The following is a 26,485-nucleotide window of genomic DNA, read 5'->3' as shown; positions in this document are numbered from 1 at the left end:
ATTCATGTGTGGTTAAATACTTAATCAACATGAATATAAATTTTCTTCTTCATATACAACTATAAAAAGAAAACGCAGGGGGCTTTGCTCCCTGTTTTTTTTGGTTAAGATAAATATGTTCTTCTAATACTAGATTACCTCATTCTTGTAAATATTTAACTTATACCCCAATTACTTTAGCACAAACTTTTATATTTCTACCATTATTGGCATTTTTGAGTACGGAAAGATTTTTAACATAATTAAATATAAAAACATGCCTAAACCAGGAGTATTACATGGAGATGAAATGATGAATTTACTTCATCATGCTAAAGACAATAAATATGCGATGCCAGCTGTGAATGTAATTGGTAACAATTCCATCAATGCAGTATTAGAGACAGCAAGAGATGTGAATTCTCCTGTATTCATTCAGTTTTCAAATGGAGGAGCAGCATTTAATGCCGGTAAAGGACTTTCAAATGAAAACCAAAAATCAGCTATTGCCGGAGCAGTTGCTGGTGCTCACCATGTGCACTTAATGTCGAAAGAATATGGGGTGCCTGTTATTTTACATACAGATCATTGCGCTAAGAAATTATTGCCTTGGATAGATGGCTTGTTGGAAGCTGGAAAAGAATTTTATAAGACACACGGTAAGCCATTATTCAGTTCTCACATGATTGATCTTTCTGAAGAGTCTTTGGAGGAAAACATCGAGATCTGTAAAAAATATTTGAAGCCGATGGCCGAAATGGGTATGCATCTTGAAATCGAATTGGGTATTACTGGTGGTGAAGAAGATGGCGTAGATAATACAGGAGTGGACAGTAGCAGATTATACACTCAGCCAGAAGAAGTTGCTTATGCATATGAGCAATTAAAAGAAATCAGTGATAACTTTACTATTGCCGCTTCATTCGGTAATGTTCACGGTGTTTATAAGCCAGGAAACGTAGAATTACGTCCTGATATCTTGAAAAACTCTCAAGACCATATCCAAAAGAAACATAATACTGGAGATAAGCCTGTATTATTTGTATTCCATGGTGGATCAGGTTCTGAGCCTGAGAAAATCGAGGAAGCAATTGGGTATGGAGCAGTGAAAATGAATATTGATACCGATATGCAATGGTCATTCTGGAATGGAGTAAGAAATTACTACAACGATAATGAAGATAGATTGCAGCAGCAAATTGGTACTTCAGATGATCCTGATGCACCAAACAAAAAATTCTATGACCCAAGAGCTTGGTTAAGAAAAGGAGAAGAAAGCATGATAGTTCGTTTGAAACAAGCTTTCAAAGAATTGAATTGCTTGAATAAATTGGCTTAAGAATTTTAGATTCTAGAATCCAATTAAAAATTAAGAGCACAGGCGTATAGCTTGTGCTTTTTTTGTTTCAAAGAAATTGAATTGTCAAATCTATCCTTATTATCTCGTTAAAATTAGCCATTTTACCTATTTTTACCTTATGAGAAACTCTCAAAATATAATTTTAAAAAGTCAATTTCATGAAGCCCATCAATACAATTTTTTATCTTACCCTTTTATTAATATTTAATGCTTGCAACCAGCGAAACATGAATGAATCAGAATCTAAATCAATTGCCGACTTTCCAGATGGGGTGGCTTATGAAATTTTCATTCAATCGTGGGCAGATGGAAATGGAGATGGAATAGGAGATTTCAAAGGTGCCACTCAAAAACTGGATTATTTAGAAGAATTAGGTGTTTCCGCAGTTTGGTTAATGCCTATTATGCCTTCCCCTAGTTACCATAAATACGATGTAACGGATTATAAAGCCATACATCCTGATTATGGTACCATGGAAGATTTTAAGACCTTTCTTTCAGAGGCGCATAAAAGAAATATCAAAGTGGTAATTGATATGATCATCAATCATACTGCTGCTGATCATCCATGGTTTGAAGAAGCTAAAAAAGGTAAAGATAATGCTTTCAGAGATTATTATGTTTGGGCTGATCGTGACAGCATAGCTGATCAAATTGCCAAAAAGGAAGTGACACAGGATTCAGATAATATAACCCAATGGCATGCAGTGGATGATAAAAAGGAGGAAGAACATTATTATGGCTTCTTTTGGGGTGGAATGCCTGATTTGAATTTCGATAATCCAAAAGTGAGACAAGAAATATATGATATCGGTAAATTTTGGTTGGAAGATATTGGTGTGGATGGATTTCGTTTGGATGCTGCTAAACATATCTTTCCAGATGATAGATTAAAAGATTCCTATGAGTTTTGGCAGGAATACAGAGATAAAATGCGCAAAATCAAGCCAGATGTTTATTTGGTAGGTGAAGTTTGGGCTTCATCTGAAATTGTGAAAGAGTTTGCAAAAGGATTGCCAGCTTTATTCAATTTCGATTTAGCAGGAAGCATTCAGCAATCAGTTATTCAAGGTAAAAATGTTGCTGCAACCATTGAAGGACCTAAATGGGTGAATCTAAAAAATGAGGATTTAATCAGTCGTTTGATTAAGCAAAGAGAAGTCTTTGAATCAGCTACAAAAGATTATCAAGATGCTATTTTCCTAAGCAATCATGATCAAAACCGCGTGATGAGCAATTTCAAAGGAGATATAAAGAAAGCAAAAATGGCGGCCTCTATTCTATTGACACTTCCCGGAACGCCTTATATTTATTATGGTGAAGAAATAGGGATGTTAGGTAAAAAGCCTGATCCTAATATTCGCGAGCCTTTTTTATGGACTAATTCTGAAAATGATTCTTTGCGAACAAGCTGGATGGAACCTAAATTTACCTTGGAGAAATCAGTCAAGACATTAGATCAGCAAATGGAAAGTCCGAATTCCTTATGGCATCATTATCAAAAATGGATTCAGTTGAGAAATAGCAGTGAAGTTCTGACAAAAGGAGGAATTGAGCAATTTGATAATCAAAATGTAAGTCTATTGGCATTTACAAGGGTTTTAGGAGAGGAAAAACTGCATGTAATTCATAATTTATCATCCAAATCACTTGCTTTGAAATCTATTCCAAATGAGATCATTTTTGGTGAAGAGAATCATGATAATGGCAATCTTAAAGCAAACAGTACAATCGTTTTTAAATGAACAAATTTCAACTCAAAATAAAGCCTAAAGCTTCCGATTTTGATGCAATGGATCATATCAATAATGTGGTTTATTTGCAATGGGTTCAGGATGTTGCAGAAGCGCATTGGAAGCATATTTCAGGAGAAAATGATGATCAAATTAATCTTTGGGTAGCTTTAAGGCATGAAATAGATTATAAAAAGGAGATTAAGCCTGATGAAAAGATAGTAGCAGAAACATGGGTGAATTCGATGGAAGGAGTGAGGTCTGAAAGAATGACTCGAATTTTCAATCCAGAAACCGATCAAACTAAAGCTGAAGCCCGCACCTTTTGGTGCTTATTGGATGCTAAAAGTAAGAGGCCGAAACGGATTCCTGAGGAAATGAAACGCAGGTACGGGACTATTTAAGTTTTGAGGTAAGATTTAGGGTGGGGGATGAAGGGTGTAGGAAGTTAGTTGGAAGTAAGGAATCTCGAAGTTAGGTCAGTACCGAAGGTCAGACCGGTATAAATAAGATGAACTAGAAAATTTATCTATTATTTGAAAAAAGTCTTGAGTCTAGAATCTTTATTCTTGAATCATTTCCCGTAACATTTTAATAAGTGCTAAGTTTATATTTCAAAATAAGGAAAAACTATGATTGCAATATTGTCACCGGCTAAAAGTCTGGATTTTGAGAAACAATTTGATATTAGGAGTACAAAAACACGATTTAATGAAGAAACCAATCAGCTGATAGAAGTGCTTAAAACCAAATCGGAAGAAGAGGTTCAAGAGCTGATGAGCATTAGTGATAAATTGGCACAATTGAATGTAGAGCGCTATGATAATTTCAAAAAGCGAACTCCCAAACATGCTAAACAAGCAGTCTTAGCTTTCCAGGGCGATGTTTACCAAGGAATGGAAGCTGAGGACTTTACTCAAGAAGATCATGATTATGCCCAACAGCATATCCGAATTTTATCAGGATTATATGGTTTACTAAGACCCTTGGATTTAATTCAGCCTTACAGATTGGAAATGGGTACTAAATTGGAAACAGACAAAGGCAATAATTTGTATGAGTTTTGGGGAGATAAGATTACCGAGCAACTCAAGAAGGATCTTAAATCTCAGGGTGATAAAGTATTGATCAATCTTGCGTCTAATGAATATTTTAAATCCGTGAATAAAAATGAATTAAAGAAGGATTTTAATATAGTAGATGTTGAATTTAAGGATTTCAAAAATGGTCAGTATAAAATCATTTCCTTCTTTGCCAAAAAGGCAAGAGGCTTAATGGCTCGCTATATAGTCAAAAATCAAGTGGAGAAAGTTGAGGATTTGAAGGGGTTTGATTTGGATGGTTATTCTTTTGATGAAAAGGATTCAACTGAAACAAAATTGGCTTTTAAAAGAGGTTAAACATCAATTAGATGCAGCGCGAGCTTCTTAGCTCGTGCTAAAAGTCATATTCTAATGTATTCTTTTGATTCTACAATGGTTTATTTTTAGGTTGTTCATATTTCCTCTAATTCTTTAAAATATTTCAATATATTTAAACTTGATTAAAATCTATACTCTATGAAAAAGTTATATCCAATACTCATTGCTTTGATTATTATTCCTGCCATTTCATTTTCACAGGATTTGCACAAAATTGCGTTGGAAAAAGCAGAAGATATTGAAGAGAAGGTAATTGAGTGGAGAAGACATTTTCATCAAAATCCAGAATTATCCAATAGGGAATATAAGACAGGAGAAAAAATAGCTGAACATTTAAAAAGTTTAGGTTTGGATGTGCAGACTGGAGTTGCTCATACAGGTGTTGTAGCCATTTTTAAAGGTGGAAAGCCTGGCCCAGTTGTAGGGCTTAGAGCAGATATTGATGCCTTGCCAGTTACAGAGCGAAATGATTTACCATTCAAATCGGAAGTAGTAACTGAATATAATGGTCAGGAAACTGGCGTGATGCATGCATGTGGTCATGATACGCATATTGCCATTATGATGGGAGTTGCAGAAGTTTTCAGTGAAATGAAAGAAGACCTTCCAGGAACCATCAAGTTTATTTTTCAACCAGCTGAGGAAGGAGTACCAACTGGAGAAAGGGGAGGAGCTAAAATGATGGTGGAAGAAGGTGTGTTAAAAAATCCTGATGTGGAAGCTATTTTTGGTCTGCACATTAATGCTGGAACCACAGTCGGACATATCAAATACAAAACAGAAGGCATAATGGCGGCTTCTGATAGATTCACTATTAATATTAAAGGTAAGCAAGCGCATGGTTCCACTCCTTGGGCTAGTGTTGATCCTATTGCGGTCTCAGCTCAAATCATAAATAGTCTGCAATACATTGTATCCAGAAATTCAGAGTTAACCAAAGAGGCAGCTGTAGTGACTGTAGGAATTATGCAAGGTGGTAATCGTTTTAATATCATTCCTGAAACTGCTATGTTGGAAGGAACGATCAGAACTTTAGATGAAGGCATGAGAGAAATGATTCATGAAAAAATCAAACTAACAGCAACCAATATAGCAGAAATAGCAGGAGCAACTGCAGAAGTAGAAATAGTAGAAAATGCACCCCTAACCTACAATGATATTGATTTGACCAATAAAATGGTTTCCTCCTTACAAAAAACAGTAGGAGAGGAAAAGTTACACGTGATGAAAGCTGTAACTGGTGCCGAAGATTTCTCCTATTTCCAAAATGAAATCCCTGGACTATATTTTTTCATAGGCGGAAGACCGGAAACACTGCCAGAAGGTCAAGCTTTAGGAGGCCATCATACACCTGATTTCTTCGTAGACGAAAGTGGAATGCTTACCGGTGTTAAGGCATTTATTAACTTGACATTGGATTATATGGAGGGGCAGTAGTCAGAAATGAGTTTTGGATTATAAGATGTGAGTTTATGTTACAATGACTTCCATCTTCAAGCTTCAAACTTCTAACTCAAATACCGAAACATCTCAATCTCTTCACCCTCAAGCGTATAATATTTACTCATCAAATTGGCAGTTAAGCATGAGTGAATTGGAAGTATGTATAATAAATCTCCAATTTTAATTTGATCAAAATCTTCATCAGGAATATGAATAGTACCGTGTTCCTGGGACAATTTCTTAACATACCAACCTGAAATAGGATTCCCCCATCCCTTTTCTTTTTCTTCAGCTATTAATCCATAAATGGTTTTACCGTCTTTTTCTATTCTGTCTTTTGAGAAATGTACTGCACCTCCGTAAATAATCACTTCATTTCTACCAGCATGTTTGGCAACTACTGGACAAGCCATGGCTACGGCTATGTTTTCATAATTGCAAGAGCCAATTTCTGCTTGCATTACATCAAAAAAGACAAAATTACCAGGACGCATTTCGTCTATATGCTCAAAATTTTCAGATACACTGCAAGTAGGAGTGTCTCCATTTGAAATAATGATATCAGGATATTTTTTTATAAAATGATCTTTCAGATTGATCATCTTCTCAGATGTAAAGGCATGGATTTCATCAATTTCTTTTTTGCCATGAGCTCCGTATGTGTGACCCGCATGTTGTAAAAATCCCTTGATGGTGATAAGTTGATTGCTTTCCAAAGCTTCAAGAATAGCCTCTATTTCAGCATAGTTTTCAGCTTCAAGTCCGGTTCTATGGTATCCTGCATCTATTTTTAAGAATATACCAACAGGATGTTCTAAAAAATCATTTAAAGCTTTGACAGTTTCAAGGGATTCAACGCACAAATTTAATTTTATCTTCCTTGCTAAGTCGTTAGCAGTGGTGTGTTCTAAAATATTCAGAGGAAATGCAACCGTAATATCTGTCCAACCTGCATTGAAGAAATATTTTGCCATTTCTAAGGAGGAAACTGCACATTGACTTACCCCTAAATCCTGAAACCAATTTCCAACTACAATAGACTGATGTGTTTTAAAATGAGGGCGTAAATTACAATTGAACCGATTAGCTCGGCTAATCATATTTTTAATATTGTCCTTGCATTTCTTTTCATCTAGTAATAAGGTAGGTTTAGTGATATTCATAGTTACTCTTGGTCTAAATGAATTAATTCTCCTCCATTGCTAACTGCTACTTTGACACCTGGGTTGCCTTTATAAAGTATCCTTCCTGCATTTTCAATACTACCGACTAAACTATCTCTTACATTTACTGTTATGTCATTATAGCCTCTTTGCAAGACATTTGCTGTATTAACTATAAAATTGCCACATTCATATTTTCCGTCATTAAAGAAGGCTGCAATTCGAAGGTCATTGCATTTTCCAGAAACCTTAAATAAGCTTGATGAATTACTTAAAAGCGTGGTATTATTATTATTAATTTTTAAATCCACTTCATTAGTTGAACTTTCAACTCTGATTAGAAAATTATTTCTAATGGTATCTTCAGAAGTGATTTTCCCGTTGCTAAGACAGAGGACATTAATAGAACTTTTGTTGGTGAACCATTTTAATTTGGGTTTTTCAAAATCTCTAGTCCATCCGCAAAAATTTTGATTAAAGAAGCTCAAGGAATCATTTTCATGATTCATCACAATTTTTGGGATAAGGTTTTTGCCATAAGTCAGTTCAAAATATTCCTGATCGGTTTCCACTATTTCCAGTTCTATATCATCATGGATTAATAATTTAGCGAAATCTGGAAAATCATCGATTATGATTGTTGTTTCTTCTCCCGATTTTTTAATGCAGTCAAATGCTTCCTCTGAATCGCAAGATTGTAGTGAAGTTCCCAAAAGGATTAAAAATAAGTATATTCTATATTTTCTTAAAATCTCCATCCAATACCTATTTCTGCTTGTTCTGCTGTGGCGGCATGTGTTTTTAGTGCAACTTGTGCCATTATGTTCTCATGAAATTGATAGCGTAATCCGAATCGCAGATAAACTGGCATATTCGATTTGCTTGGGTTGTAAATATAAACGCCAATTTGTGAGATAAAGCCCAGTTTCCCAAATTTTAGTTCATGTCCAATTAGTAATCCTAACCTTTTAAAGTCTGTGATTTCTTCATCATCATATAATCTAAACCAATTAGTCGCAATCTGTTCTTTTAAAGAGTAGCTATGGAAATATTCTAGCCCAATGCCCCAATCACTTTTTGGATTCACATATTTTTGACCATATAACAGTAAGTTAAAGAAGGGTAGAGGTTCCCGTACTTGCAAAGTTCGGGTGTTTCTTCCACCACTTAATAAAAAATAAATTTGGTATGGAGTCTTATCCAATGGAGTAATGTCACGAAATTCCTGTTCTTCTTGGCTTTTGATTTTATAAGACATTCCCATATTGGCAGTGATAATATTTACACCTCTATTGGGAGCTCTTTGTGCCCCATTGCTGGCATGAGTAACATTTAAATTAGGTGTTATGCTTAAATGTTCATTTAATTTAATTTCATATGTTAAACGGGTTTGTAATAGATAGGTGATAGTACTAGTTACCATATTATTCTGGTTATTCGTTTCCCTATCATATGGATTTGTGCTGTAAACCAGACCTGTTCCAATTCGGAAATATAAAGCAGTATTTTCAGTTCTTTTCAGGGGCAAATCCATGGCAGCAGAACCAACCACTAAATGCCCTAATTTGGGATTTTGAAGATCATAATAAGATAAACCATAGCTTACCAATGGTTTATTGTATAAGTTCTCCCATTCCCTTTTTCCATTAAGTTTTTGCTGCAAACTTAGTTCAATGCCAGATGGATGAGAATTTGCTAAATGCCCTACGTGTTCATTGTGTTTTAAAATAAAGCCTTTTATGACTTGACCATTTACATACCAATCGTACTTCTGAGCATTTAAAGAAAAGCTAAATAATATAAATAATACAGCAAGACTTAACTTTTTCAAGATCATTATAATTTAAACCGCAACAGCTGCCTTTATATGAGGATGATATTGATAATCCACTAATTCGAAATCCTCAAATTTGAAATCAAATATGTTTTTCACATTAGGATTGATTTTCATTTTTGGAAGAGGGTAGGGCTCTCTTGATAATTGCAATTCAGTCTGTTCCAGATGATTGGAATACAAATGTGCATCTCCTAAAGTATGAATAAAATCACCTGGTTCTAAATCACAAACCTGAGCTACCATCATAGTTAATAAAGCATAAGAAGCGATATTAAAAGGAACTCCTAGAAATACATCTGCAGAACGTTGATATAACTGGCAACTTAATTTCCCATCCGCCACATAAAATTGAAATAGCGCATGGCAAGGAGGTAAAGCCATGTTGGGAACATCTGACACATTCCAAGCACTTACCATTATCCTTCTTGAATTAGGTGTGTTTTTGATCTGATCAATAATCTGACTGATTTGATCAATATGTTTTCCATCAGGAGTAGGCCAGTTTCTCCATTGTGAACCGTAAACAGGGCCTAATTCACCATTTTCATCTGCCCATTCGTCCCAGATCGAAACCCCATTTTCCTTTAAATATTTGATATTCGTTTCACCTTTCAAAAACCAAAGTAATTCATGAATGATGGATCTTAAATGAAGCTTTTTAGTGGTCACAACTGGGAAGCCCTCGGATAAGTCATAGCGCATCTGGTAGCCGAAAACACTAATGGTTCCAGTTCCAGTTCTATCTCCTTTTTGGACTCCTTTGTCTAAAATATGCTGCATTAAATCGTGATACTGCTTCATTTTTCTTTGATTATATATTGAATGGGAATTTTTCTTAAAGTTATTATATGATTAAATACTGCCATGAAACATCATGTAATATAATACAAAATGGGAGATGGTGACCAAAACAAGTCGAGCTAATTCTACTCTGTTTCTTTGTGATTTTTCTGTTTTGGTATATAAAAAATAGAATACCACATAATAGGGAATAGGCAATGCAATAAAAGCCAATTCTGGAATAGGTAGTCTTCCCATTATGATGATTATAGCAGGTATCCAATAAATAAATGATGAAAAACGTTTTGCTCTTTCTAAATCCATTTTGATTTTGTGTAAATTCTAATATTTAGTAATACAAATATTTATTATTTGGTCCTGAATATCAAGTGGTAATAAAATTTTATCATATAAAAGCCTAATAGGGTTAATTTAATTTTTCGTAAATAATTGCAGCACCCTGCCCAACACCTACGCACATGGTAGCCAAACCATATTTCACATTTTCTCTCTTTTGCATTTCATGTAATAGAGTGGCTGATATTCTGGTCCCACTTGCACCTAATGGATGTCCAATAGCAATAGAACCTCCATTTACATTTATGATTCCAGGATTTAAATCCAAATCTTGAATGCAAGCAATTGATTGAGAAGCAAAGGCTTCATTTAATTCTATTAAATCTATATCGGAAACCTTTAACCCTGCTCTTTTCAAAGCTTTAAGAGTAGCTGGAACTGGGCCAATCCCCATGGTATCAGGACTTACACCCGCTATAGCCATGCTGACTACCCTTGCCATCGGTTTTAAATTAAATTTCTTTAAGGTTTCTTCATTTACTATCAAGCTGGCAGCTGATCCATCATTTACTCCACTTGCGTTTCCAGCTGTAACGGATCCATCTTTCTTGAAAGCAGGTTTAAGAGAACCTAATTTTTCAATAGAAGAAAGCCTTGGGTGTTCATCTTTTCCAAATACAATATCTTCAGCTTTTCTTTGAGGAATTGATACTGGAACCAATTCATTATTGAATTTCCCAGCTTTATGTGCTGCATCATATTTTAGTTGAGAATTATGTGCAAATTCATCTTGAGCTTCTCTACTTATTTTCCATTTTTCTGCTACATTTTCTGCTGTTTCTCCCATTGCAAAAGGGTAGTGCATTTCAGCTAGCTTAGGATTTATAAATCTCCAACCAATCGTAGTGTCATATACTTCTGGTTTTCTGGAATAAGCTGTTTCGGCTTTAGCCATAACAAAAGGTGCACGGGTCATGCTTTCTACACCACCTGCTATAAAAGCTTCACCATCACCCAACATGGTAGCACGGCTAGCATCCATAATAGATTGCAAACCAGATGCGCATAATCTATTAACTGTTAAACCACCCACTTCAATAGGTAATCCTGCCATTAATCCTGCCATTCTCGCCACATTTCTGTTGTCCTCACCTGCTTGGTTAGCTGCACCTAAAATCACATCTTCCAATAAGGATTTGTCAAAATTTGTCTGTCTTTCTAATATACTTTTAATGATGTGAGCAGCCAAATCATCTGGCCTTACGCTGCTTAATGTGCCTCCGAATTTTCCAACTGGAGTTCTTGCTATATCTACTATGTATGCTGTTTTAATCATTTCCATAAGTTTTACAAAAGCGAAATTAAGCTTTTTAAATTCAAGCTGAAAATGGCAAGCCAAAATGTTAAACTAGTTTAGGATTTTTATTTTTGGATAGGCTTTTAAACAGAATGGGCAGATTGTTTTCACAACCTGCCCTATTCATCATCATCCATCACTTGAGGTCATCACTCCTCAAATATTTTAAATAGTGCCTATCAGGCTTTTATTGAGTTGTTTAAGAGGTACTTTATGAATATGTACTAAATTAAATCTTATTATATATAGCTTTATCTTAAGTTTTTATACAAATCAGGGCATTTCCCTTTGTAGTTTTTGCTCGGATCTTTTCCTTTCCATTCAAATCTATAAGATAAAGTAAATTCATTTGTTGCGCCATAATTGCTTTGTGCATTCTGTAAGCTATGGTCGTAGCTATAACCCAAATTGAACTGTTGGTAAGAAAATCCTACAGTAAAAACCATGGCTTGCTTAACTCTATACCAAGTTCCCAAAGTCAAAAAGTTATTATTCCAATATCCACCCACATTCATATAATCCATTCCAGCTTGGTTTTCATATACAATGGATGGCGTTATTGAATAAGCTTGCTTTCCGTAAGAGAATTTATGGAAGCTGTATGCGATGTGTGCTGTATATCTTCTAGGTAAAGATGTGTCAGAGTCAGGATTGAATCTTTCTTTTGGTGTATTGATATGTGAAATGTTTAATCCAGCAACTAAGTTTTCAGCAGCATAAACAAAGCCCACCCCAACATCAACCATATTGGTTCTTGATTGACCAAATCTTTCGGCAGTAGGGTAGCGATTACTGCTCCCAGCTCTCATTTGATCTTCAAATGTTAATTTATTCCAGTCAAATGACTTTTGGAAATAGTTTAGGGAAATCCCTCCGCCAATTATGGCTCTATTATTTAATTCAATTCTATGAGATAAAGTAGTACCAATTGCGTTATTGTTGATGACTCCATCCATTTGCTGATCATTTAAAGCATGAATCGCTAAACCTGATTGCTTACCAAGCGGTGTGTCAAATGAAAAGTAAGAGGCATTATAAGCTTGGAGGTTACTCCATTGTTGTCTGTGGGCCAATGTTAATCTAGGATTTCCTTCAGAACCAGCCAAAGCACTATTTAAATAAATAGGATTAGCATAGAATTGAGAAAAATAAACATCTTGAGCTTTTAAATCCATATTGAATCCTAACAGAAGCGCTAAAATCGCTGGAATGATGAATAATTGTTTCATGATGATTTCACTTTGATGAATGATACAACAAAGATGGGGCACATCATCCTCCTATAAATCAGCAGAAAACCGAAATTTCAACTAGGGGAAATACTTAGGAGAACTTAGATGAATAGAGAATAAACAGTAGACAGTAAACAAAAAACAACAGACATAAACCTCGAGCTTCTGACTTCTAACTTCCAACTTTCTATTATCTAGAAAATTGTGCATTCTTCAACTTGCCAACATGTAAACTTGAAAACTTGCCAACTTAATCTAATCTACTCAGTTTCCCATCTTTCATCTCATGTCTTTCATCAGAAATAGTGGCTAATTCTTTATTGTGGGTTACGATCACGAATGCTTGTCCGAATTCATCTCTTAATTTTAGAAATAATGAATGGAGTTCTTCAGCATTTTTGGAATCTAAATTCCCACTGGGTTCATCAGCAAATACAATGGAAGGTTTATTCATTAGTGCCCTGGCAACGGCTACTCTTTGTTGTTCCCCTCCACTAAGCTGACCTGGTTTGTGATGAGATCTTTGCTCTATGCCTAAAATTTTCATCAATTCTTTTGCTCTTTCTAAAGAAGCTTTTTCATCCTTTTTGGAAATATAAGCAGGGATCAAAATATTTTCTTCAGCCGTAAATTCAGGTAAGAGATTATGAAATTGAAATATAAAACCAATAGCGCTATTTCTAAAATTTGATAATCTGCCACCTTTTAATTGACTAATATCTTTGTCATTAAAAAAAAGTTCTCCGCTATCGGCTTGATCTAGTGTTCCTAATATATGTAATAATGTACTTTTTCCGGCTCCACTAGGCCCAACAATAGCACTGATTTTAGCTGCATCCAACTGAAAATCAATACCATCTAAAACTTTAAGGTCACCGTAATGCTTTTGAATATTCTTAGCTCTCAATATACTCATGGCTCAAAGATAATGAAAACAGGAAATATGAAATATGAAAGTTGAATTATCTGGGATCTGTTTCTAAAAATCATGATTTTTCACTTCAAGCTTCAGGCTCCTAACTTCATGTTTAAACTTTATTTCTATTTTAGTTTCGTTCCTTACTTTCAATTTAATTATAAATTTGTCTCAACATCAACACCTCAATACCTCAACACTTAAACACATAATTTAAAATTTGTAATTCGTAATTGCCCGTTCTGGTTGAATAATAATATTAAATGCCGTACATTCGCAGAAAAATTAGCCAAGAATGAACATACACGAATATCAAGCCAAAGGAATACTTGAAAAGTACGGAGTAACCATTCAAAAAGGAATTGTTGCCGATACACCGGAAGAAGCTACTGAAGCTGCTAAAAAACTCAATAAAGAGACTGGAACTGAGTGGTATGTGCTTAAAGCGCAAATCCATGCAGGTGGAAGAGGAAAAGGAAAAGTGAAGGAGACAGACTCAAACGGAGTTGTATTAGCTAAAAGCTTAGAAGATGTTGCACCAAAATCTAAAGCTATTTTAGGTGGTACTTTAGTGACGCATCAAACTGGTGAAGAAGGTAAATTAGTGAGCAAATTATTAGTAGCTCAAGATGTATATTATCCTGGAGAAAGTGAGCCAAAAGAATTTTATGTTGGTATCTTGTTAGATAGAGCAAAAGGTTGTAATGTAATCATGGCTTCCACAGAAGGTGGAATGGATATTGAGGATGTTGCTGAAAATACTCCTGAGAAAATATTCAAAGAGTGGATTGATCCTCGTGTTGGATTACAAGGTTTTCAAGCTAGAAAAGTAGCTTTTAAATTAGGTTTGGAAGGTGATGCTTTCAAAAATATGGTGAAATTCATTCATTCGCTTTACAATGCTTATGATGCAACGGATTCATCAATGTTTGAAATTAACCCAGTATTGAAAACATCTGATAATAAAATCTTAGCAGTTGATGCTAAAGTTAATTTAGATGATTCAGCATTATTCCGTCATAAAGATTTAGCAGAAATGCGCGATAAATCTGAGGAAGATCCTGCTGAAGTAGAAGCAGCTGAATCAGGCTTAAACTATGTGAAGTTGGATGGTAATGTGGGTTGTATGGTGAATGGTGCTGGACTAGCAATGGCAACTATGGATATCATCAAGCTTTCTGGCGGTGATCCTGCTAACTTCTTAGATGTAGGAGGTAGCGCAAATGCAGAAACTGTTGAGGCTGGTTTCAGAATCATTTTAAAAGACCCTAAAGTTGAAGCTATCTTAATCAATATCTTTGGTGGTATCGTTCGTTGCGATAGAGTTGCCAAAGGAGTTGTTGAAGCTTATAAAAACATTGGAGATATAAAAGTGCCTATCATTGTTCGTTTACAAGGAACTAACGCTGAAGAAGGTGCAAAAATCATAGAAGAGTCAGGCTTGAAAGTAACTTCAGCTATTGTATTGAAAGATGCGGCAGAAAGAGTGAAAGAAGCACTTTCTTAATTAATAATTATTAATTACTAATTAGTAATTAATAGGCACCTGTAGCTCAATTGGATAGAGTATCGGATTTCGGCTCCGAGGGTTAGGGGTTCGACTCCCTTCAGGTGCACTTTCAGATTACTATGGTTCTCAGCCAAAGACTGACCAGCCCCTGGCTGGGAATCCCTTCGGGTGTACTATTACCACTTTAAAGACTATAAAACCTCTCAATGGAAATTGAGAGGTTTTTTTATTTCAAAAATTCTGGTACAAATGGATTTCCCTTTCTATACTTAAACCCTTGAATTAAAGAAAGAATCAAAAGCAGTGCAGCACAAAGAATAGCAGTAGTAGCAATAGAAGGAATACTTCCCCAATGCCGAACCGCAATAGCAATCAGTGCCCAAACCGCTACTGCATTGAACTCTCGCATATATCGTGTATAAAGAAAATAAAGGAAGAGTGCAGTGGTAATTAAAATCATAATGATAGTCCAGACTTCCTCTGAAAAGAACAAGCTGAAATTTTCAGTTTTTAGAAATGCCGCAATATTGGTTACGGTTGCTACTGTAATCCATCCGCTATATAGACTTATTGGCCACCAAACAAAGCCTATGATTTTAGCAGGAGCTTCCCATTTCTCCATTTTTAACCTAACAACTGCAACCATTAATGAAATTAAAATAACCAACATCAATAATACAGAAAGAAGGAACTGCTCATTCAACCAAAACCACAGCCAAAATCCTGATGCAATATTAGCAACTGTCAACCAAATACCTTGCTGTGCTAATGTTTCTTGATGTTTGTTTTTGAAAGCCTGAATCAAATACCAGATTGCATTGATGAATAATGCTAAATAAATAATTCCCCAAATGGAAAATGCATATCCGTCAGGAGTGAAGAGGCTATTTATTTCATTACTCAATTGCCCCATTTTATTTCCATTTATAGCTTCAGTGCTCACATAATAATTCCAATAAACGATAGCAATGACTGATAGGAAATTGATGATTCCGATAAACTTTTTCATAGTAAAGGTTTTAGGAATTATACTTGTGCTAAGGAAAAAAGTTTGGTTAGAGTCTAAAATCTATCTTTACAACTTTAAGCTGGTCTGACCTATATTCTAACTTGCCAACCTGAAAACCCGTCAACCTGCTAACTTAATATAACACTCTAAACTTAATAGTATGATCAATTGCCCTCAGCTCTTTAATCAAATCTTTGGAATAGGCCTTGTCAATATCCGTAATCACATACCCAATTTTTTCATTAGTTTTTAAGTATTGACCTGCAATATTAATTTCGTGCTTGGCAAATAGCTGATTGATTTTAGCAATAATGCCAGGTACGTTTTTATGAATATGAATCAGTCTATGTGCATTTTGTAACCTAGGTAAAGTTAAATTAGGGAAATTTACACTGTTGGTTGTGGTTCCGGTATTAATATATTCCATGATTCTATTAGGAACAAAATTCCCGATATTTTCTTGAGCTTCCTCTGTGCTTCCGCCTATGTGCGGAGATAAAATAGTATTAGGCAATCCTTTCAATTCTGATTCAAATGGATCTTTATTACTTTTTGGTTCCTCAGGAAAGACATCTACTGCACAGCCTTTAATCTTACCTGATTCTATATTTGACTTTAATGCAGGAATATCTACTACATGACCTCGACTAAGATTAATGAAAATCACTCCATCTTTCATCAATTTAAACTCGGCTTCTCCGATTACATTTTTATTTTCTGGTCTACCATCTACGTGTAAACTGATGATATCTGCTGTTTGCAAAAGCTCTTTTAAGCTATCTAATTTAGTGGCATTTCCTAAAGCAAGTTTTTCTTCCAGATCATAATAATAAACATCCAAACCAATGCTTTCAGCCACTACAGAAAGCTGAGCACCAATATTGCCATAACCAATGATACCAAGCTTTTTACCCCTTATTTCTTTACTTCCACTAGCAGATTTATCCCAATTGCCTTGATGCATGAGCACGGCTTTATCGAAAATATTACGGGTCAGCATAATGATTTCGCCTATAGCTAATTCCACTACTGAGCGCGTATTGCTAAAAGGCGCATTAAATACTGCAACTCCTCTTTCTTGGGCTGCTTCCAAATCAATTTGATTAGTGCCTATACAAAAAGCCCCGATAGCCATTAATCGATCAGCATTTTCTAGGACTTTTGAAGTTACTTGCGTTTTGGATCTGATTCCTAAAATAGAAACTCCTTTAATTTTCTCAGCTAGTTCTTCCTCATCTAAGCCTGCTGGATATTCTTCTACTGTAAAACCTTCCTTCTCCAGAAGATCTACACCAATTGGATGAACGTTTTCCAATAACAAAACTTTAATTCTGTTCTTAGGATATGAAAATGCTGACATAATTTTATTTTCAAATAGTACTTCTTCTAATGATGGGGCAATATGGTCGGCTTTCTTCATTACTTTTTCACGGCTTACATTTTCAGTGAAAGCATAAAATTTATTAGCTAAACCGGCAGCTTTTATTTCATAATCATTATGCCCGTCCCCGATTACATATATATCACCATCTAAATCTAATTTTCTTATAACCTCGGCTTTACCTCCATCTTTTGACAATGGATTGTCTTCGCTAAATCCAATCACTTTACCATTATCATCAAAAAGTAATTCATTGGCATAGATGTGATCTTCTTTTATGCCTAATTCAGTCACTATAGGTGTGATATATTCTTTAAATCCATTAGAGATTACAAAAATGGTCTCTGCATATTGCTTAAAGAATTCTTTATTTCGCTGAAAAGAAATTGAAACTTGTTTTTTCAATAATTCAATCAATGGTGGGAGATGGGATTCTTTTGCTTCTAATAGCAATAATCTTTCTTTTAAAGAATCACGAAATGAAATCTCACCATTCATTCCCAAATCGGTTAATTCCTTAATTCGTGCTTCTGCAGCAGCCTTTTGAGGTAAGCCCTGAAGTGAAATGGAAGCCAATAAATCCATTGCTTCTACTCTGGTAAGCGTACTGTCAAAATCGATGATGAAATATTTATCCATGGTGAGGTATTGGTATTAAATTCTAATTATTGTTAAGCAATTTCAGTTATCAATATTGAGGACTTTATTAAGTTATTAATATGCTTAAATTAACCCATACTGATACTATTTTAACTTATATTTTGTCAATTTTCTTTTCCCATCCTGATTTTAAATGTAAATCTCTTTGAGGGAAAGGAATTTCAATTTTATGTTCCGCAAATTTCTTAAATACTGCATAGTATAATTGACTTTTAAGTACACCTGGTCTTTGAATAAAGTCTGAAGTCCATATAGTAAGGTTAAAGTCTAATGAAGAATCGCCATAGCCTTCGAACCATAAATCAGGTGCAGGTTCATCCAAGACTCCAGGATGATCTCTGGCCACACCTATAACTAATTTTCGTACTTTTTCAGGGTCTTCATTATACGAAACCCCGATCGGAATTTTGAAGCGAACCCTTCTATCATTATGGCTCCAGTTAATCACCTGACTATTGATGAATTCCGAATTAGGAACAATCACTGAAATATTGTCATTAGTGATGACGGTAGTGGATCGCATGGATATAGAATAAACATCTCCATTAATATCCCCAACTTCAATTCTATCCCCAACTTTAATTGGGCGCTCAAAAAGTATAATGATTCCTGAAATGAAATTATTTGTAACATTTTGCAAACCAAATCCAATACCAACACCTAACGCACCAGCTAATAAACCTAATGTGCTTAAATCAAATCCAGCAGACTGAAAAATGGTAATGAATCCGATCACGATTACCGAATACCTAAAGATAGTCCCGATGGAATCCGAAACTCCTGTGTCTTTGATGTATCTATTTAAAACTCTTCTAACTAATAACTTGCTGAGTCTTTTTGATATAAAGACTAATAGGATACTAGAGATTATAATAAAAAGAAGCGTGAGCAATGTAAAATCACTTCCTTTAATATCAAATATCACTACATTGAGTAATTCATTTAGTTTTGACCAAAAGTCTTTAATTCCAGTTTCAAATGATTCCATAAATCGAAAATATTGATTTAAGGTAATAATAAGGAAGAATCTCCATAAGACAGAAACCTATAGCTGTTTTTTAAGGCTTCATCATAAACTTTTTTCCAATCATCTCCTATAAATGCGGCAATCAATAAAATCAAGGTAGATTCCGGTTGATGGAAATTGGTGATTAATCCATTGACCACCTGAAATTCATAACCTGGGAAAATAAAAATCTCAGTGTCGCCATGTAAACTGTCGAGATTCTCTGTTTCCATGAAATCCAAAATGGCATGGAAACTTTCTTTTCTGCTAGGTAAATTTTCAAATCCTTTTTCATAAGGATAAAGTTTTTTGATATGAAAGGTATTGGTTTCCTTATTAATTAATTGGACCCCAAACCAATAGGCACTTTCCAAACTTCTAATGGAAGTAGTACCCACAGCGATAATTGGATTATGGTTTTTAGCTAAAAATTCAATAGTGGATTTTTCGATTTGGATTTGCTCGCAATGCATATCATGCTCTAATACATTTTCTGCCTTTATGGGCTGGAAAGTTCCTGCTCCAACATGCAAAGTGAGTTCATGAATAGGGTGAGATTGTTGAATGTCTTTTAATATAGCATCTGTAAAATGTAAACCAGCAGTAGGAGCAGCAACAGCCCCTTCATTTTTAGAATAAACAGTTTGGTAGCGTGGTTTATCTTTTTCCGTTGCCGATCTATTTAAATAAGGTGGAAGAGGAGTAGTTCCCATTAACTCCACTATTTCTACAAATGGTACTGCTTCATTATCCCATTTGAATTGGATATGATTTTGCTCATGATCCGCATAAGTAGCAGTTACTTTAATTTTCCCGTAATCCGTTTCAAAAAACCTTTCTAGCTGGTCTTGGGTTTTCCACCTTTTACGATTGCCCACCATGCAATGCCAAACACATTTATTTTTCACTAACATAGCTTGTGCTACTTCTGGAGTTGGATGCAATGGAGAAAGCAAGAATATCTCAATTTTAGCCCCACTTTGCTTTTGAAAATGAATTCGAGCAGGGATTACTTTAGTATTGTTGAATATCAGACTGCTATTTTCAGGCAAATAGGATTTTATATCATAAAAATGCTGATGTTGAACATTTCCTTTCCGGTAAACCAATAATTGAGAATGGTCTCTTTTTTCTAAAGGAAATTTTGCGATTTTTTCCTCAGGAAGTTCGTATTGATATTTTTTTAAGTCGATTTGAGATGCTTTTTCTAATAAATTCATTTTCATCACTGGATTTCAGCACAAAGATAGTGGGCATATTTTTCTAATTCAGTTAAAATGACAGAGAAAAGCTTTATAAATTAGCATAAATATTAATTCAATATGAAATTCACTACAGCCTCCATCCAACACCACACCCTCCAATTCAAATTTGAAGCAGGTACTTCTCGTGGTACTCTAAAGGAAAAAGATACATGGTATTTGAAGCTGTTTTCAGATAATAAACTAATTGGAATAGGAGAGGCAGGGCCTTTGAAAGGACTAAGTGTAGAGCCATTAGATCAAATGGAGACTAAATTGGAAAAGGTTTGCGAACAATTGATTGGCATGCAAATTCCGAAATCTATAGAAGAAGCATTTGAAATTGCAAAAGATATTTCTCCTGACGGTTTTCCTTCCATTCGCTTTGCAATAGAAACAGCTTTATTGGATGCTTTGCAAGGCGGTAAAAAACTAATTTTTGATACCCCATTTTATCAAGGTAAAGAAAGAATTCCGATCAATGGATTAATATGGATGGGAAGTGAGGAATTCATGCAGAAGCAAATTCAGGAGAAATTAGATGCGGGATTTGATTGCATTAAAATGAAGATTGGAGCCATTGATTTTGAAACTGAATTGAATCTTTTAAAATCCATTCGTGCTAAATTTAGCAAAAATGAAATTACCTTAAGAGTTGATGCTAATGGCGCTTTTTCACCTGATGAAGCCATGAGTAAACTAACTCAACTGGCAGCATTGGATTTACATTCTATAGAGCAACCTATTAAAGCAAGGCAGATAAATGAAATGACAAAACTATGCACTTCAACTCCATTGCCTATCGCTTTAGATGAGGAGCTGATTGGAGTAAATGCTTATGAGGATAAAGAAAAGCTATTAAAACAAACCCAACCTCAATATATTATTCTAAAACCTAGTTTGATTGGTGGGATCCAATCTACTTTGGAGTGGATTAAAATAGCCGAATCCATGAATATTGGTTGGTGGATGACCAGTATGCTAGAATCTAATATCGGCTTAAATGCTATTTGCCAGTTAGCATCTTATTTAAAAGTAAAAATGCCTCAAGGCTTGGGGACAGGTCAATTATATCATAATAATATAGCCTCACCTATCAGCATAGCCAATGGCGAGACTTATTATGATCTTACAAAGGAATGGGAGGAATTATGATTAAAAATCTTATTGATGCAATTTTAGGAAAATCAAAGTGGCCTTTGTGGTTAATACCCCAATGCTCTTTTTAATGCCATAACATACCCTAAATGTACCGCTTCATGAATATTGTTAAACTGCAAAGCATCATTAAAGCTAGTTAATGTAATTCCGAAACTGGTTTCATACTTTTGGTAATCACTAAATCTCATTTCTCTAATATCATAACCCAATTGCTCATCCGCAATTTTGCCTAATTCAAATATATGCTCCAATTCAGTTTTAGGATTTTCAATCTCAGATGGAAAGCTTCCTTTTTTATATCTTTTTATAAAATCAGTGGGAAGTGTGAAATCCAAACCTGACATTCCATAAAGCAAAACATTCTGTGTAACAACCGCATGCCCTATATTCCAAATAATATGATTATTAAAGCCAGCAGGAATCATGACTAAATCTGCTTCATTTACCTTTTCTACTACCTTTTCAAAATTATTTCTGATAACCTTATGATTAGTGATTACTTGCATATTATTTCAATTTTGTGACGAAAATACAGATAAATTCACGATATTTTAAGGCTTTTAAAAAAGATTATATAAATTGCTATTTGTTCTGCATGCATACTAAATTTAACTATGGCACATTCAACTTATCCGCACTTATTTGAACCTTTAGACTTAGGTTTTACTCAACTGAAAAACAGAGTATTAATGGGGTCCATGCACACTGGCTTAGAAGAAGCTAAAAATGGATTTGAAAAGATGGCGACTTTCTATGCCGATAGAGCAAAAGGTGGAGCTGGATTGATTGTAACGGGTGGAGTTTCTCCTAACTGGCAAGGTTGGTTAAAGCCCTTTTCTATTCAAATGACCAAAAAAAGTCATGTTAAAAAGCATAAAATTATAACAGATGCAGTGCATGAAGCAGGTGGCAAAATATGTATGCAGATATTGCATGCCGGTAGATATGGATATCATCCATTTAGTTTAGCACCATCTGCCATAAAAGCCCCTATTAATCCTTTTAAACCTTGGAAGATGTCAGGTAGGAGGATAAAATCCACCATTAAGGATTATGCAAAATCAGCTCAATTAGCTAAAGAAGCAGGTTATGATGGAGTAGAAATTATGGGTTCTGAAGGGTATTTGATTAATCAATTTATTGTAAAGCATACTAATAAAAGAACTGACGAATGGGGCGGAAGCTATGAAAACAGAATTAAATTTCCGATTGAGATAGCCAAAGCAGTGAGAGAAGCGGTTGGGAAAGAATTTATTATCATTTTCCGTTTATCTATGCTAGATTTAATTCCTAATGGTAGCACTTGGGAAGAAGTGGTTCAGTTAGCCAAGGAATTGGAAAAAGCAGGCGTAAGCATCATCAATACAGGAATTGGATGGCATGAGGCGAGAGTACCCACAATTGTGACTAGCGTGCCAAGAGCAGCTTTTACTTGGGTGACGGAGAGAATGAAAAAGGAAGTGAAAATTCCTTTAATTACCACCAATAGAATTAATATGCCTCAAACGGCTGAGGAAATATTGTCTTCAGGTCAAGCGGACATGGTTTCTATGGCGCGTCCATTTTTGGCAGACCCTGAAATTATCAATAAATCAGAGCAGGGGAGGGAAGATGAAATCAATACTTGTATAGCTTGTAATCAAGCATGTCTTGATCATGTATTCAAAAATATAACTAGTAGCTGTTTGGTGAACCCAAAAGCTTGTCATGAAACTGAATTAATAGCCCAACCATTACAAAAAGCAAAAAGTATTGCTGTGGTTGGAGCTGGTCCTGCTGGTTTGGCTTTCAGTACAGAAGCGGCTAAAAGAGGTCATCAAGTGACTTTATTTGATGCTTCTCAAGAAATTGGCGGTCAGTTTAATATGGCTAAGCAAATTCCTGGAAAAGAAGAGTTTTATGAAACACTTCGCTATTTCAAAAAGCAAATAGAATTAACAGGAGTTACTTTAAAATTGGAAACTAAAGTCTCAGCTGAAGATTTGAAGGATTTTGATGAAGTAGTAGTTGCAACTGGAGTAAATCCAAGAGATCCTAAAATACCTGGGCAAGATATTGAAAAGGTACTTTCCTATATAGATGTTTTGAAAGCGCATAAACCAGTTGGAAAAAAAGTAGCCATTGTAGGTGCTGGAGGAATTGGTTTTGATGTGGCGGAATATCTTACTCATCCTGAGGAAGAAAGTCATGATGACTTGCAAGCCTTTTTCAAAGAATGGGGAGTAGATATGGACTTCGAGGAAAGAGGTGGAATTGAGGGCAAACCAATTAAAATTGATACTCCAAGAGAAATCATTATGCTGCAGCGTTCTGAAGGTAAAATGGGGGCGAAGCTTGGTAAAACTACTGGCTGGGTGCATAGAAACTCATTACGAAACCGTCAAGTAAAAATGGTGACCAATATTCAATATGATAAGATTGATGAAAAAGGTTTATACATTACTAAAGACGGAAAGCAAGAATTATTAGAGGTAGATAATATCATCCTGTGTGCTGGTCAATTACCAGAAAAGAGTTTGTTTAATGAATTAACTGAAAAAGGAATTAAAACACATTTAATTGGTGGAGCCTTCGAAGCGGCTGAGCTGGATGCTAAAAAAGCCATTAAGCAAGCTACTGAGTTGGCTTTAGAAATTTGAGCGTTATTTAAATCAACTATTTTTTTTCGTATATTGGTAATATGTAAGTATTTAGAATATCAGACGAAATTATTTTTAAACTGTCAAAGAATATTGATACTGAAGGTCTGCAAAAGATTATTGATTACCTAAAATATAAAGAGGCTACAGCTGATAGTCAGGCAAATCAGAAAGATATTGATAAGTTAGCTGAAGAAGCTAAGCAAAACTGGTGGGAAGAAAATAAGCATAAGTATATAAGTGATTTTTAAGCCGTAGTCAATATGACACTATTATTTCAACACTTATTCACCTAATCACCTCAACACTTGATTTATTCCCATTCTAATATCTTCTCCAATGTATCCTTAAATTTTTTGGCGTTTTGATAGCCAGGAACAGGCTGAATGGTTTTAAAATCTTCTTTGATATAAACTATAGTAGGGTAACCCGTAACGCCCATAGACCTTGCAATCATTTGAGCTGTAGTGGTGTCTCCAGCCATGGTTATCGGTTCAGTATTCTCAGCATTTAATTTTACAGCATAGAACTTTTCGTTTACTATATCTACCACTTCTGGGTCTGAAAAGGTATCTTTATCCATTTTTTTACACCAACCGCACCAATTGGTGTAAACATCCACAAATATCTTTCTTGGCGCTTTCTGATTCATTTTATAGGCTTCAGTAATTGATAGCCAATTAATTTCTTTCTTTTCAGTTTTTTCTGGATTAGAAATGAAAGAAAAGAGCACGAAAACTGATAAAGCTCCTATTATACTGATTAAACTGATTTTCATATTTAACTTATTATTTTTTTCCTAACAAATTTAAGCCTTCGCAGATTCAAAATTTGTAACCTTTGTGACTTTTTTGCTCATAATTCGTACGTACGTAAAAACTAAAGCAAATATTAATCCACAAACTGTTGCCATTGCACCTGCAATAGAAGCATTTAGTGCTGCAGCTAGATAATAACCTAAAAAAGCACTCATAAATCCTATCAGACAAGTTAGCCAAATCATAGTTTTTAGTTTTTTGCTGATAAGATAAGCGGTTGCTGCTGGGGCAATTAAAAAAGCTACTACCAAAATAGCTCCTACAGATTCGAAAGATGCCACAGTGGTGAAAGAGACAAATGCCATTAAAAGATAATTCCAAAGTGTTGCGGAAATACCTAAGGCCACTGCATATTCTGGATCAAATGAGGTGATTTTCAATTGCTTAAAACCAATAGTTACAAATAAAATAACAAAAACCAATACGCTTCCAATTAAATAAAGTGCTTTAGGACCAATATCAGTTCCTGATGAAAGTATAATGGTGTCTAAAGGAACGTAAGCTATTTCGCCATATAACACACATTCTTGATCTAAATCTACTTGACCAGTATAAGCTGAAATCAATATCACACCTAAGGCAAATAACCAAGTAAAAGTCACGCCTATAGACGCATCTGTCTGAAGTTTTCCTTTCTTATGTAAAAATTCAATAATGATAGTGGTCAATACTCCGAGTGTACCAGCACCGATGAGCATGGTCACTGAATCTCTACTGCCTGACCATAAGAATGCCATTACGATACCAGGAAGTACTGCATGAGAAATGGCATCTCCAACCATTGCCATTTTTCGTAAAATTAAAAAACAGCCTAATATTCCACACGCAATGGCTACTAATGTTCCTGTTAGAATTATATAAAAATCAGACATGTTTTATTTAAAATTAAAAGGCATCACCTTCACAAGATGATGCCTAATTAAAATTTATTCTACTATAAACTTACCTTTCATTAAGGAGACATGACCTGGGAATGAACAAATGAAATCGTAAGTACCTTTTGCAGGAGCTTCAAATTCAATTGTATCTTCTTCACCGCCTCCTAATAAACTAGTAGAGACGATCACTTTATCCTCTTCAGATTCAGGAATATATCCTCTTTCTTTAGCAGTAGCTGCTTTTTGTCCGAATTCCATTATATCTGTACCTTGTTTTAGTAAGACCCAATTATGTCCCATTTGTGTAATGGACATCTCTCCAACGTGTTTTAAAGTTAATTTAACAGTACTTCCTGCTTTAACTTTAATTTCATTTAAATTGAATCGCATTTGATCATTACCTTCAATGGTGATTTCCACCACATCTTCATTTGAGGATTTATCTGCAGTAGCATTTTCTTTTTCTGAAGTGGACTCTTGTTGAGAGTTTTCTTTCTCCATAGCTCTCTGCTGCATGATTTCTTTAGAAGTCTTAGCCTCTTCATTTGAATTAGATTCTTCTTTAGAACTGTTCCCTCCACATGCAATGAATAAACTTATACTTAAAATACTGAGTGTTAATTTTAGTAATTTCATGGTTAATTCTATTTAAATGTTAATTAAT

Annotated in this window: 24 protein-coding genes and 1 tRNA gene; 9 read left to right on the top strand and 16 right to left on the bottom strand. The window is 34.9% G+C overall.

Going from position 1 to position 26,485, the window contains the following annotated elements; genetic code table 11:
• The first annotated feature begins 256 nt into the window (after positions 1 to 256).
• The 5 genes from fbaA to QYS49_RS14155 all read left to right on the top strand — a co-directional run bounded on the left by fbaA (position 257) and on the right by QYS49_RS14155 (position 5,930).
• On the top strand, positions 257 to 1,318 hold the full coding sequence (gene fbaA, locus QYS49_RS14175; RefSeq protein WP_308348175.1) for a class II fructose-bisphosphate aldolase: 1,062 nt from the start codon (positions 257 to 259) through the stop codon (positions 1,316 to 1,318).
• A 248-nt stretch (positions 1,319 to 1,566) separates the two neighbouring features.
• Complete coding sequence (locus QYS49_RS14170) at positions 1,567 to 3,084, top strand: alpha-amylase family glycosyl hydrolase (protein ID WP_308348173.1); 1,518 nt, start codon at positions 1,567 to 1,569, stop codon at positions 3,082 to 3,084.
• The gene (locus tag QYS49_RS14165) at positions 3,081 to 3,476 is read left to right on the top strand and encodes an acyl-CoA thioesterase (RefSeq protein ID WP_308348172.1); all 396 of its coding nucleotides are present in this window, start codon (positions 3,081 to 3,083) and stop codon (positions 3,474 to 3,476) included. Before QYS49_RS14170 ends, QYS49_RS14165 begins: the two co-directional genes overlap by 4 nt.
• A gap of 228 nt (positions 3,477 to 3,704) precedes the next feature.
• The gene (gene yaaA / locus QYS49_RS14160; RefSeq protein ID WP_308348171.1) at positions 3,705 to 4,472 is read left to right on the top strand and encodes a peroxide stress protein YaaA; all 768 of its coding nucleotides are present in this window, start codon (positions 3,705 to 3,707) and stop codon (positions 4,470 to 4,472) included.
• Between the two features lie 159 nt (positions 4,473 to 4,631).
• Positions 4,632 to 5,930, top strand: coding sequence for an amidohydrolase (locus tag QYS49_RS14155; protein WP_308348170.1), 1,299 nt, complete (start codon positions 4,632 to 4,634; stop codon positions 5,928 to 5,930).
• Positions 5,931 to 6,001: 71 nt separating this feature from the next.
• Here the strand turns inward: QYS49_RS14155 and QYS49_RS14150 are convergent, their stop codons facing one another.
• The 8 genes from QYS49_RS14150 to QYS49_RS14115 all read right to left on the bottom strand — a co-directional run bounded on the left by QYS49_RS14150 (position 6,002) and on the right by QYS49_RS14115 (position 13,518).
• Positions 6,002 to 7,099 carry an alanine racemase gene (locus tag QYS49_RS14150; RefSeq protein WP_308348169.1) on the bottom strand — a complete coding sequence of 366 codons (1,098 nt, stop codon included), beginning with the start codon at positions 7,097 to 7,099 and terminating at the stop codon, positions 6,002 to 6,004.
• A 2-nt stretch (positions 7,100 to 7,101) separates the two neighbouring features.
• On the bottom strand, positions 7,102 to 7,857 hold the full coding sequence (locus QYS49_RS14145; RefSeq protein WP_308348167.1) for a GIN domain-containing protein: 756 nt from the start codon (positions 7,855 to 7,857) through the stop codon (positions 7,102 to 7,104).
• Positions 7,845 to 8,930: an acyloxyacyl hydrolase gene (locus QYS49_RS14140; protein WP_308348166.1), complete on the bottom strand. Its 1,086-nt coding sequence runs from the start codon at positions 8,928 to 8,930 to the stop codon at positions 7,845 to 7,847. The genes QYS49_RS14145 and QYS49_RS14140 overlap by 13 nt, the downstream gene beginning before the upstream one ends.
• 12 nt (positions 8,931 to 8,942) lie before the next feature.
• A complete protein-coding gene (locus QYS49_RS14135; RefSeq protein ID WP_308348164.1) occupies positions 8,943 to 9,737 on the bottom strand; it encodes a thymidylate synthase in 795 nt (264 codons plus the stop codon).
• A 51-nt stretch (positions 9,738 to 9,788) separates the two neighbouring features.
• Entirely contained in the window at positions 9,789 to 10,040 is a 252-nt protein-coding gene (locus QYS49_RS14130; protein WP_308348162.1) for a hypothetical protein, read from the bottom strand.
• Positions 10,041 to 10,143: 103 nt separating this feature from the next.
• Positions 10,144 to 11,346 carry a thiolase family protein gene (locus tag QYS49_RS14125; RefSeq protein WP_308351588.1) on the bottom strand — a complete coding sequence of 401 codons (1,203 nt, stop codon included), beginning with the start codon at positions 11,344 to 11,346 and terminating at the stop codon, positions 10,144 to 10,146.
• Between the two features lie 275 nt (positions 11,347 to 11,621).
• Positions 11,622 to 12,599 carry a PorP/SprF family type IX secretion system membrane protein gene (locus QYS49_RS14120; RefSeq protein WP_308348160.1) on the bottom strand — a complete coding sequence of 326 codons (978 nt, stop codon included), beginning with the start codon at positions 12,597 to 12,599 and terminating at the stop codon, positions 11,622 to 11,624.
• Positions 12,600 to 12,852: 253 nt separating this feature from the next.
• Positions 12,853 to 13,518 carry an ABC transporter ATP-binding protein gene (locus tag QYS49_RS14115; protein WP_372587667.1) on the bottom strand — a complete coding sequence of 222 codons (666 nt, stop codon included), beginning with the start codon at positions 13,516 to 13,518 and terminating at the stop codon, positions 12,853 to 12,855.
• A gap of 295 nt (positions 13,519 to 13,813) precedes the next feature.
• On the opposite strand from QYS49_RS14115, the gene sucC reads away from it, so the two are divergent.
• Both sucC and QYS49_RS14105 read left to right on the top strand, forming a co-directional pair.
• The gene (gene sucC, locus QYS49_RS14110; protein WP_308348159.1) at positions 13,814 to 15,025 is read left to right on the top strand and encodes an ADP-forming succinate--CoA ligase subunit beta; all 1,212 of its coding nucleotides are present in this window, start codon (positions 13,814 to 13,816) and stop codon (positions 15,023 to 15,025) included.
• Between the two features lie 35 nt (positions 15,026 to 15,060).
• Positions 15,061 to 15,134 (top strand) — tRNA-Arg (locus tag QYS49_RS14105).
• A gap of 120 nt (positions 15,135 to 15,254) precedes the next feature.
• Here QYS49_RS14105 and QYS49_RS14100 read toward each other — a convergent pair.
• From QYS49_RS14100 to QYS49_RS14085, 4 genes are all read right to left on the bottom strand, one after another.
• Positions 15,255 to 16,037 carry a TspO-related membrane protein gene (locus QYS49_RS14100; protein ID WP_308348157.1) on the bottom strand — a complete coding sequence of 261 codons (783 nt, stop codon included), beginning with the start codon at positions 16,035 to 16,037 and terminating at the stop codon, positions 15,255 to 15,257.
• Between the two features lie 133 nt (positions 16,038 to 16,170).
• Complete coding sequence (gene serA, locus QYS49_RS14095) at positions 16,171 to 18,057, bottom strand: phosphoglycerate dehydrogenase (RefSeq protein ID WP_308348155.1); 1,887 nt, start codon at positions 18,055 to 18,057, stop codon at positions 16,171 to 16,173.
• A gap of 115 nt (positions 18,058 to 18,172) precedes the next feature.
• Positions 18,173 to 19,066: a mechanosensitive ion channel family protein gene (locus tag QYS49_RS14090; RefSeq protein ID WP_308348153.1), complete on the bottom strand. Its 894-nt coding sequence runs from the start codon at positions 19,064 to 19,066 to the stop codon at positions 18,173 to 18,175.
• Positions 19,067 to 19,083: 17 nt separating this feature from the next.
• Positions 19,084 to 20,304, bottom strand: a complete 1,221-nt coding sequence (locus QYS49_RS14085) for an S-adenosylmethionine:tRNA ribosyltransferase-isomerase (protein WP_308348151.1) — start codon at positions 20,302 to 20,304, stop codon at positions 19,084 to 19,086.
• A gap of 102 nt (positions 20,305 to 20,406) precedes the next feature.
• On the opposite strand from QYS49_RS14085, the gene QYS49_RS14080 reads away from it, so the two are divergent.
• Positions 20,407 to 21,480, top strand: coding sequence for an o-succinylbenzoate synthase (locus tag QYS49_RS14080; RefSeq protein WP_308348149.1), 1,074 nt, complete (start codon positions 20,407 to 20,409; stop codon positions 21,478 to 21,480).
• A 50-nt stretch (positions 21,481 to 21,530) separates the two neighbouring features.
• Here QYS49_RS14080 and QYS49_RS14075 read toward each other — a convergent pair whose 3' ends face one another.
• Positions 21,531 to 21,992, bottom strand: a complete 462-nt coding sequence (locus tag QYS49_RS14075; protein WP_308348147.1) for a DinB family protein — start codon at positions 21,990 to 21,992, stop codon at positions 21,531 to 21,533.
• Positions 21,993 to 22,100: 108 nt separating this feature from the next.
• Between QYS49_RS14075 and QYS49_RS14070 the strand changes: the two genes are divergently transcribed.
• Complete coding sequence (locus QYS49_RS14070; protein WP_308348145.1) at positions 22,101 to 24,125, top strand: oxidoreductase; 2,025 nt, start codon at positions 22,101 to 22,103, stop codon at positions 24,123 to 24,125.
• Between the two features lie 313 nt (positions 24,126 to 24,438).
• Here QYS49_RS14070 and QYS49_RS14065 read toward each other — a convergent pair whose 3' ends face one another.
• Genes QYS49_RS14065 through QYS49_RS14055 form a run of 3 tightly spaced genes read right to left on the bottom strand, consistent with a single transcriptional unit; the run spans position 24,439 to position 26,457 of the window.
• Positions 24,439 to 24,903, bottom strand: coding sequence for a thioredoxin family protein (locus QYS49_RS14065; protein ID WP_308348143.1), 465 nt, complete (start codon positions 24,901 to 24,903; stop codon positions 24,439 to 24,441).
• A gap of 30 nt (positions 24,904 to 24,933) precedes the next feature.
• Positions 24,934 to 25,815, bottom strand: coding sequence for a metal ABC transporter permease (locus QYS49_RS14060; protein WP_308348142.1), 882 nt, complete (start codon positions 25,813 to 25,815; stop codon positions 24,934 to 24,936).
• A 54-nt stretch (positions 25,816 to 25,869) separates the two neighbouring features.
• Entirely contained in the window at positions 25,870 to 26,457 is a 588-nt protein-coding gene (locus tag QYS49_RS14055) for a plastocyanin/azurin family copper-binding protein (protein ID WP_308348141.1), read from the bottom strand.
• Positions 26,458 to 26,485: the final 28 nt, after the last annotated feature.

This window comes from Marivirga salinae (assembly GCF_030503855.1).
Classification (GTDB): Bacteria; Bacteroidota; Bacteroidia; order Cytophagales; family Cyclobacteriaceae; genus Marivirga; species Marivirga salinarum.
This window is presented reverse-complemented; position numbering and strand designations above follow the sequence as displayed.

What these genes read in the sequence shown, in the direction of transcription:
- fbaA (WP_308348175.1), top strand. Translation starts at nt 257, where the DNA reads ATGCCTAAACCAGGAGTATTACATGGAGATGAAATGATGAATTTACTT.
- QYS49_RS14170 (WP_308348173.1), top strand. Translation starts at nt 1,567, where the DNA reads ATGAATGAATCAGAATCTAAATCAATTGCCGACTTTCCAGATGGGGTG.
- QYS49_RS14165 (WP_308348172.1), top strand. Translation starts at nt 3,081, where the DNA reads ATGAACAAATTTCAACTCAAAATAAAGCCTAAAGCTTCCGATTTTGAT.
- yaaA (WP_308348171.1), top strand. Translation starts at nt 3,705, where the DNA reads ATGATTGCAATATTGTCACCGGCTAAAAGTCTGGATTTTGAGAAACAA.
- QYS49_RS14155 (WP_308348170.1), top strand. Translation starts at nt 4,632, where the DNA reads ATGAAAAAGTTATATCCAATACTCATTGCTTTGATTATTATTCCTGCC.
- QYS49_RS14150 (WP_308348169.1), bottom strand. Translation starts at nt 7,099, where the DNA reads ATGAATATCACTAAACCTACCTTATTACTAGATGAAAAGAAATGCAAG.
- QYS49_RS14145 (WP_308348167.1), bottom strand. Translation starts at nt 7,857, where the DNA reads ATGGAGATTTTAAGAAAATATAGAATATACTTATTTTTAATCCTTTTG.
- QYS49_RS14135 (WP_308348164.1), bottom strand. Translation starts at nt 9,737, where the DNA reads ATGAAGCAGTATCACGATTTAATGCAGCATATTTTAGACAAAGGAGTC.
- QYS49_RS14130 (WP_308348162.1), bottom strand. Translation starts at nt 10,040, where the DNA reads ATGGATTTAGAAAGAGCAAAACGTTTTTCATCATTTATTTATTGGATA.
- QYS49_RS14120 (WP_308348160.1), bottom strand. Translation starts at nt 12,599, where the DNA reads ATGAAACAATTATTCATCATTCCAGCGATTTTAGCGCTTCTGTTAGGA.
- QYS49_RS14115 (WP_372587667.1), bottom strand. Translation starts at nt 13,518, where the DNA reads ATGAGTATATTGAGAGCTAAGAATATTCAAAAGCATTACGGTGACCTT.
- sucC (WP_308348159.1), top strand. Translation starts at nt 13,814, where the DNA reads ATGAACATACACGAATATCAAGCCAAAGGAATACTTGAAAAGTACGGA.
- QYS49_RS14100 (WP_308348157.1), bottom strand. Translation starts at nt 16,037, where the DNA reads ATGAAAAAGTTTATCGGAATCATCAATTTCCTATCAGTCATTGCTATC.
- serA (WP_308348155.1), bottom strand. Translation starts at nt 18,057, where the DNA reads ATGGATAAATATTTCATCATCGATTTTGACAGTACGCTTACCAGAGTA.
- QYS49_RS14090 (WP_308348153.1), bottom strand. Translation starts at nt 19,066, where the DNA reads ATGGAATCATTTGAAACTGGAATTAAAGACTTTTGGTCAAAACTAAAT.
- QYS49_RS14085 (WP_308348151.1), bottom strand. Translation starts at nt 20,304, where the DNA reads ATGAATTTATTAGAAAAAGCATCTCAAATCGACTTAAAAAAATATCAA.
- QYS49_RS14080 (WP_308348149.1), top strand. Translation starts at nt 20,407, where the DNA reads ATGAAATTCACTACAGCCTCCATCCAACACCACACCCTCCAATTCAAA.
- QYS49_RS14075 (WP_308348147.1), bottom strand. Translation starts at nt 21,992, where the DNA reads ATGCAAGTAATCACTAATCATAAGGTTATCAGAAATAATTTTGAAAAG.
- QYS49_RS14070 (WP_308348145.1), top strand. Translation starts at nt 22,101, where the DNA reads ATGGCACATTCAACTTATCCGCACTTATTTGAACCTTTAGACTTAGGT.
- QYS49_RS14065 (WP_308348143.1), bottom strand. Translation starts at nt 24,903, where the DNA reads ATGAAAATCAGTTTAATCAGTATAATAGGAGCTTTATCAGTTTTCGTG.
- QYS49_RS14060 (WP_308348142.1), bottom strand. Translation starts at nt 25,815, where the DNA reads ATGTCTGATTTTTATATAATTCTAACAGGAACATTAGTAGCCATTGCG.
- QYS49_RS14055 (WP_308348141.1), bottom strand. Translation starts at nt 26,457, where the DNA reads ATGAAATTACTAAAATTAACACTCAGTATTTTAAGTATAAGTTTATTC.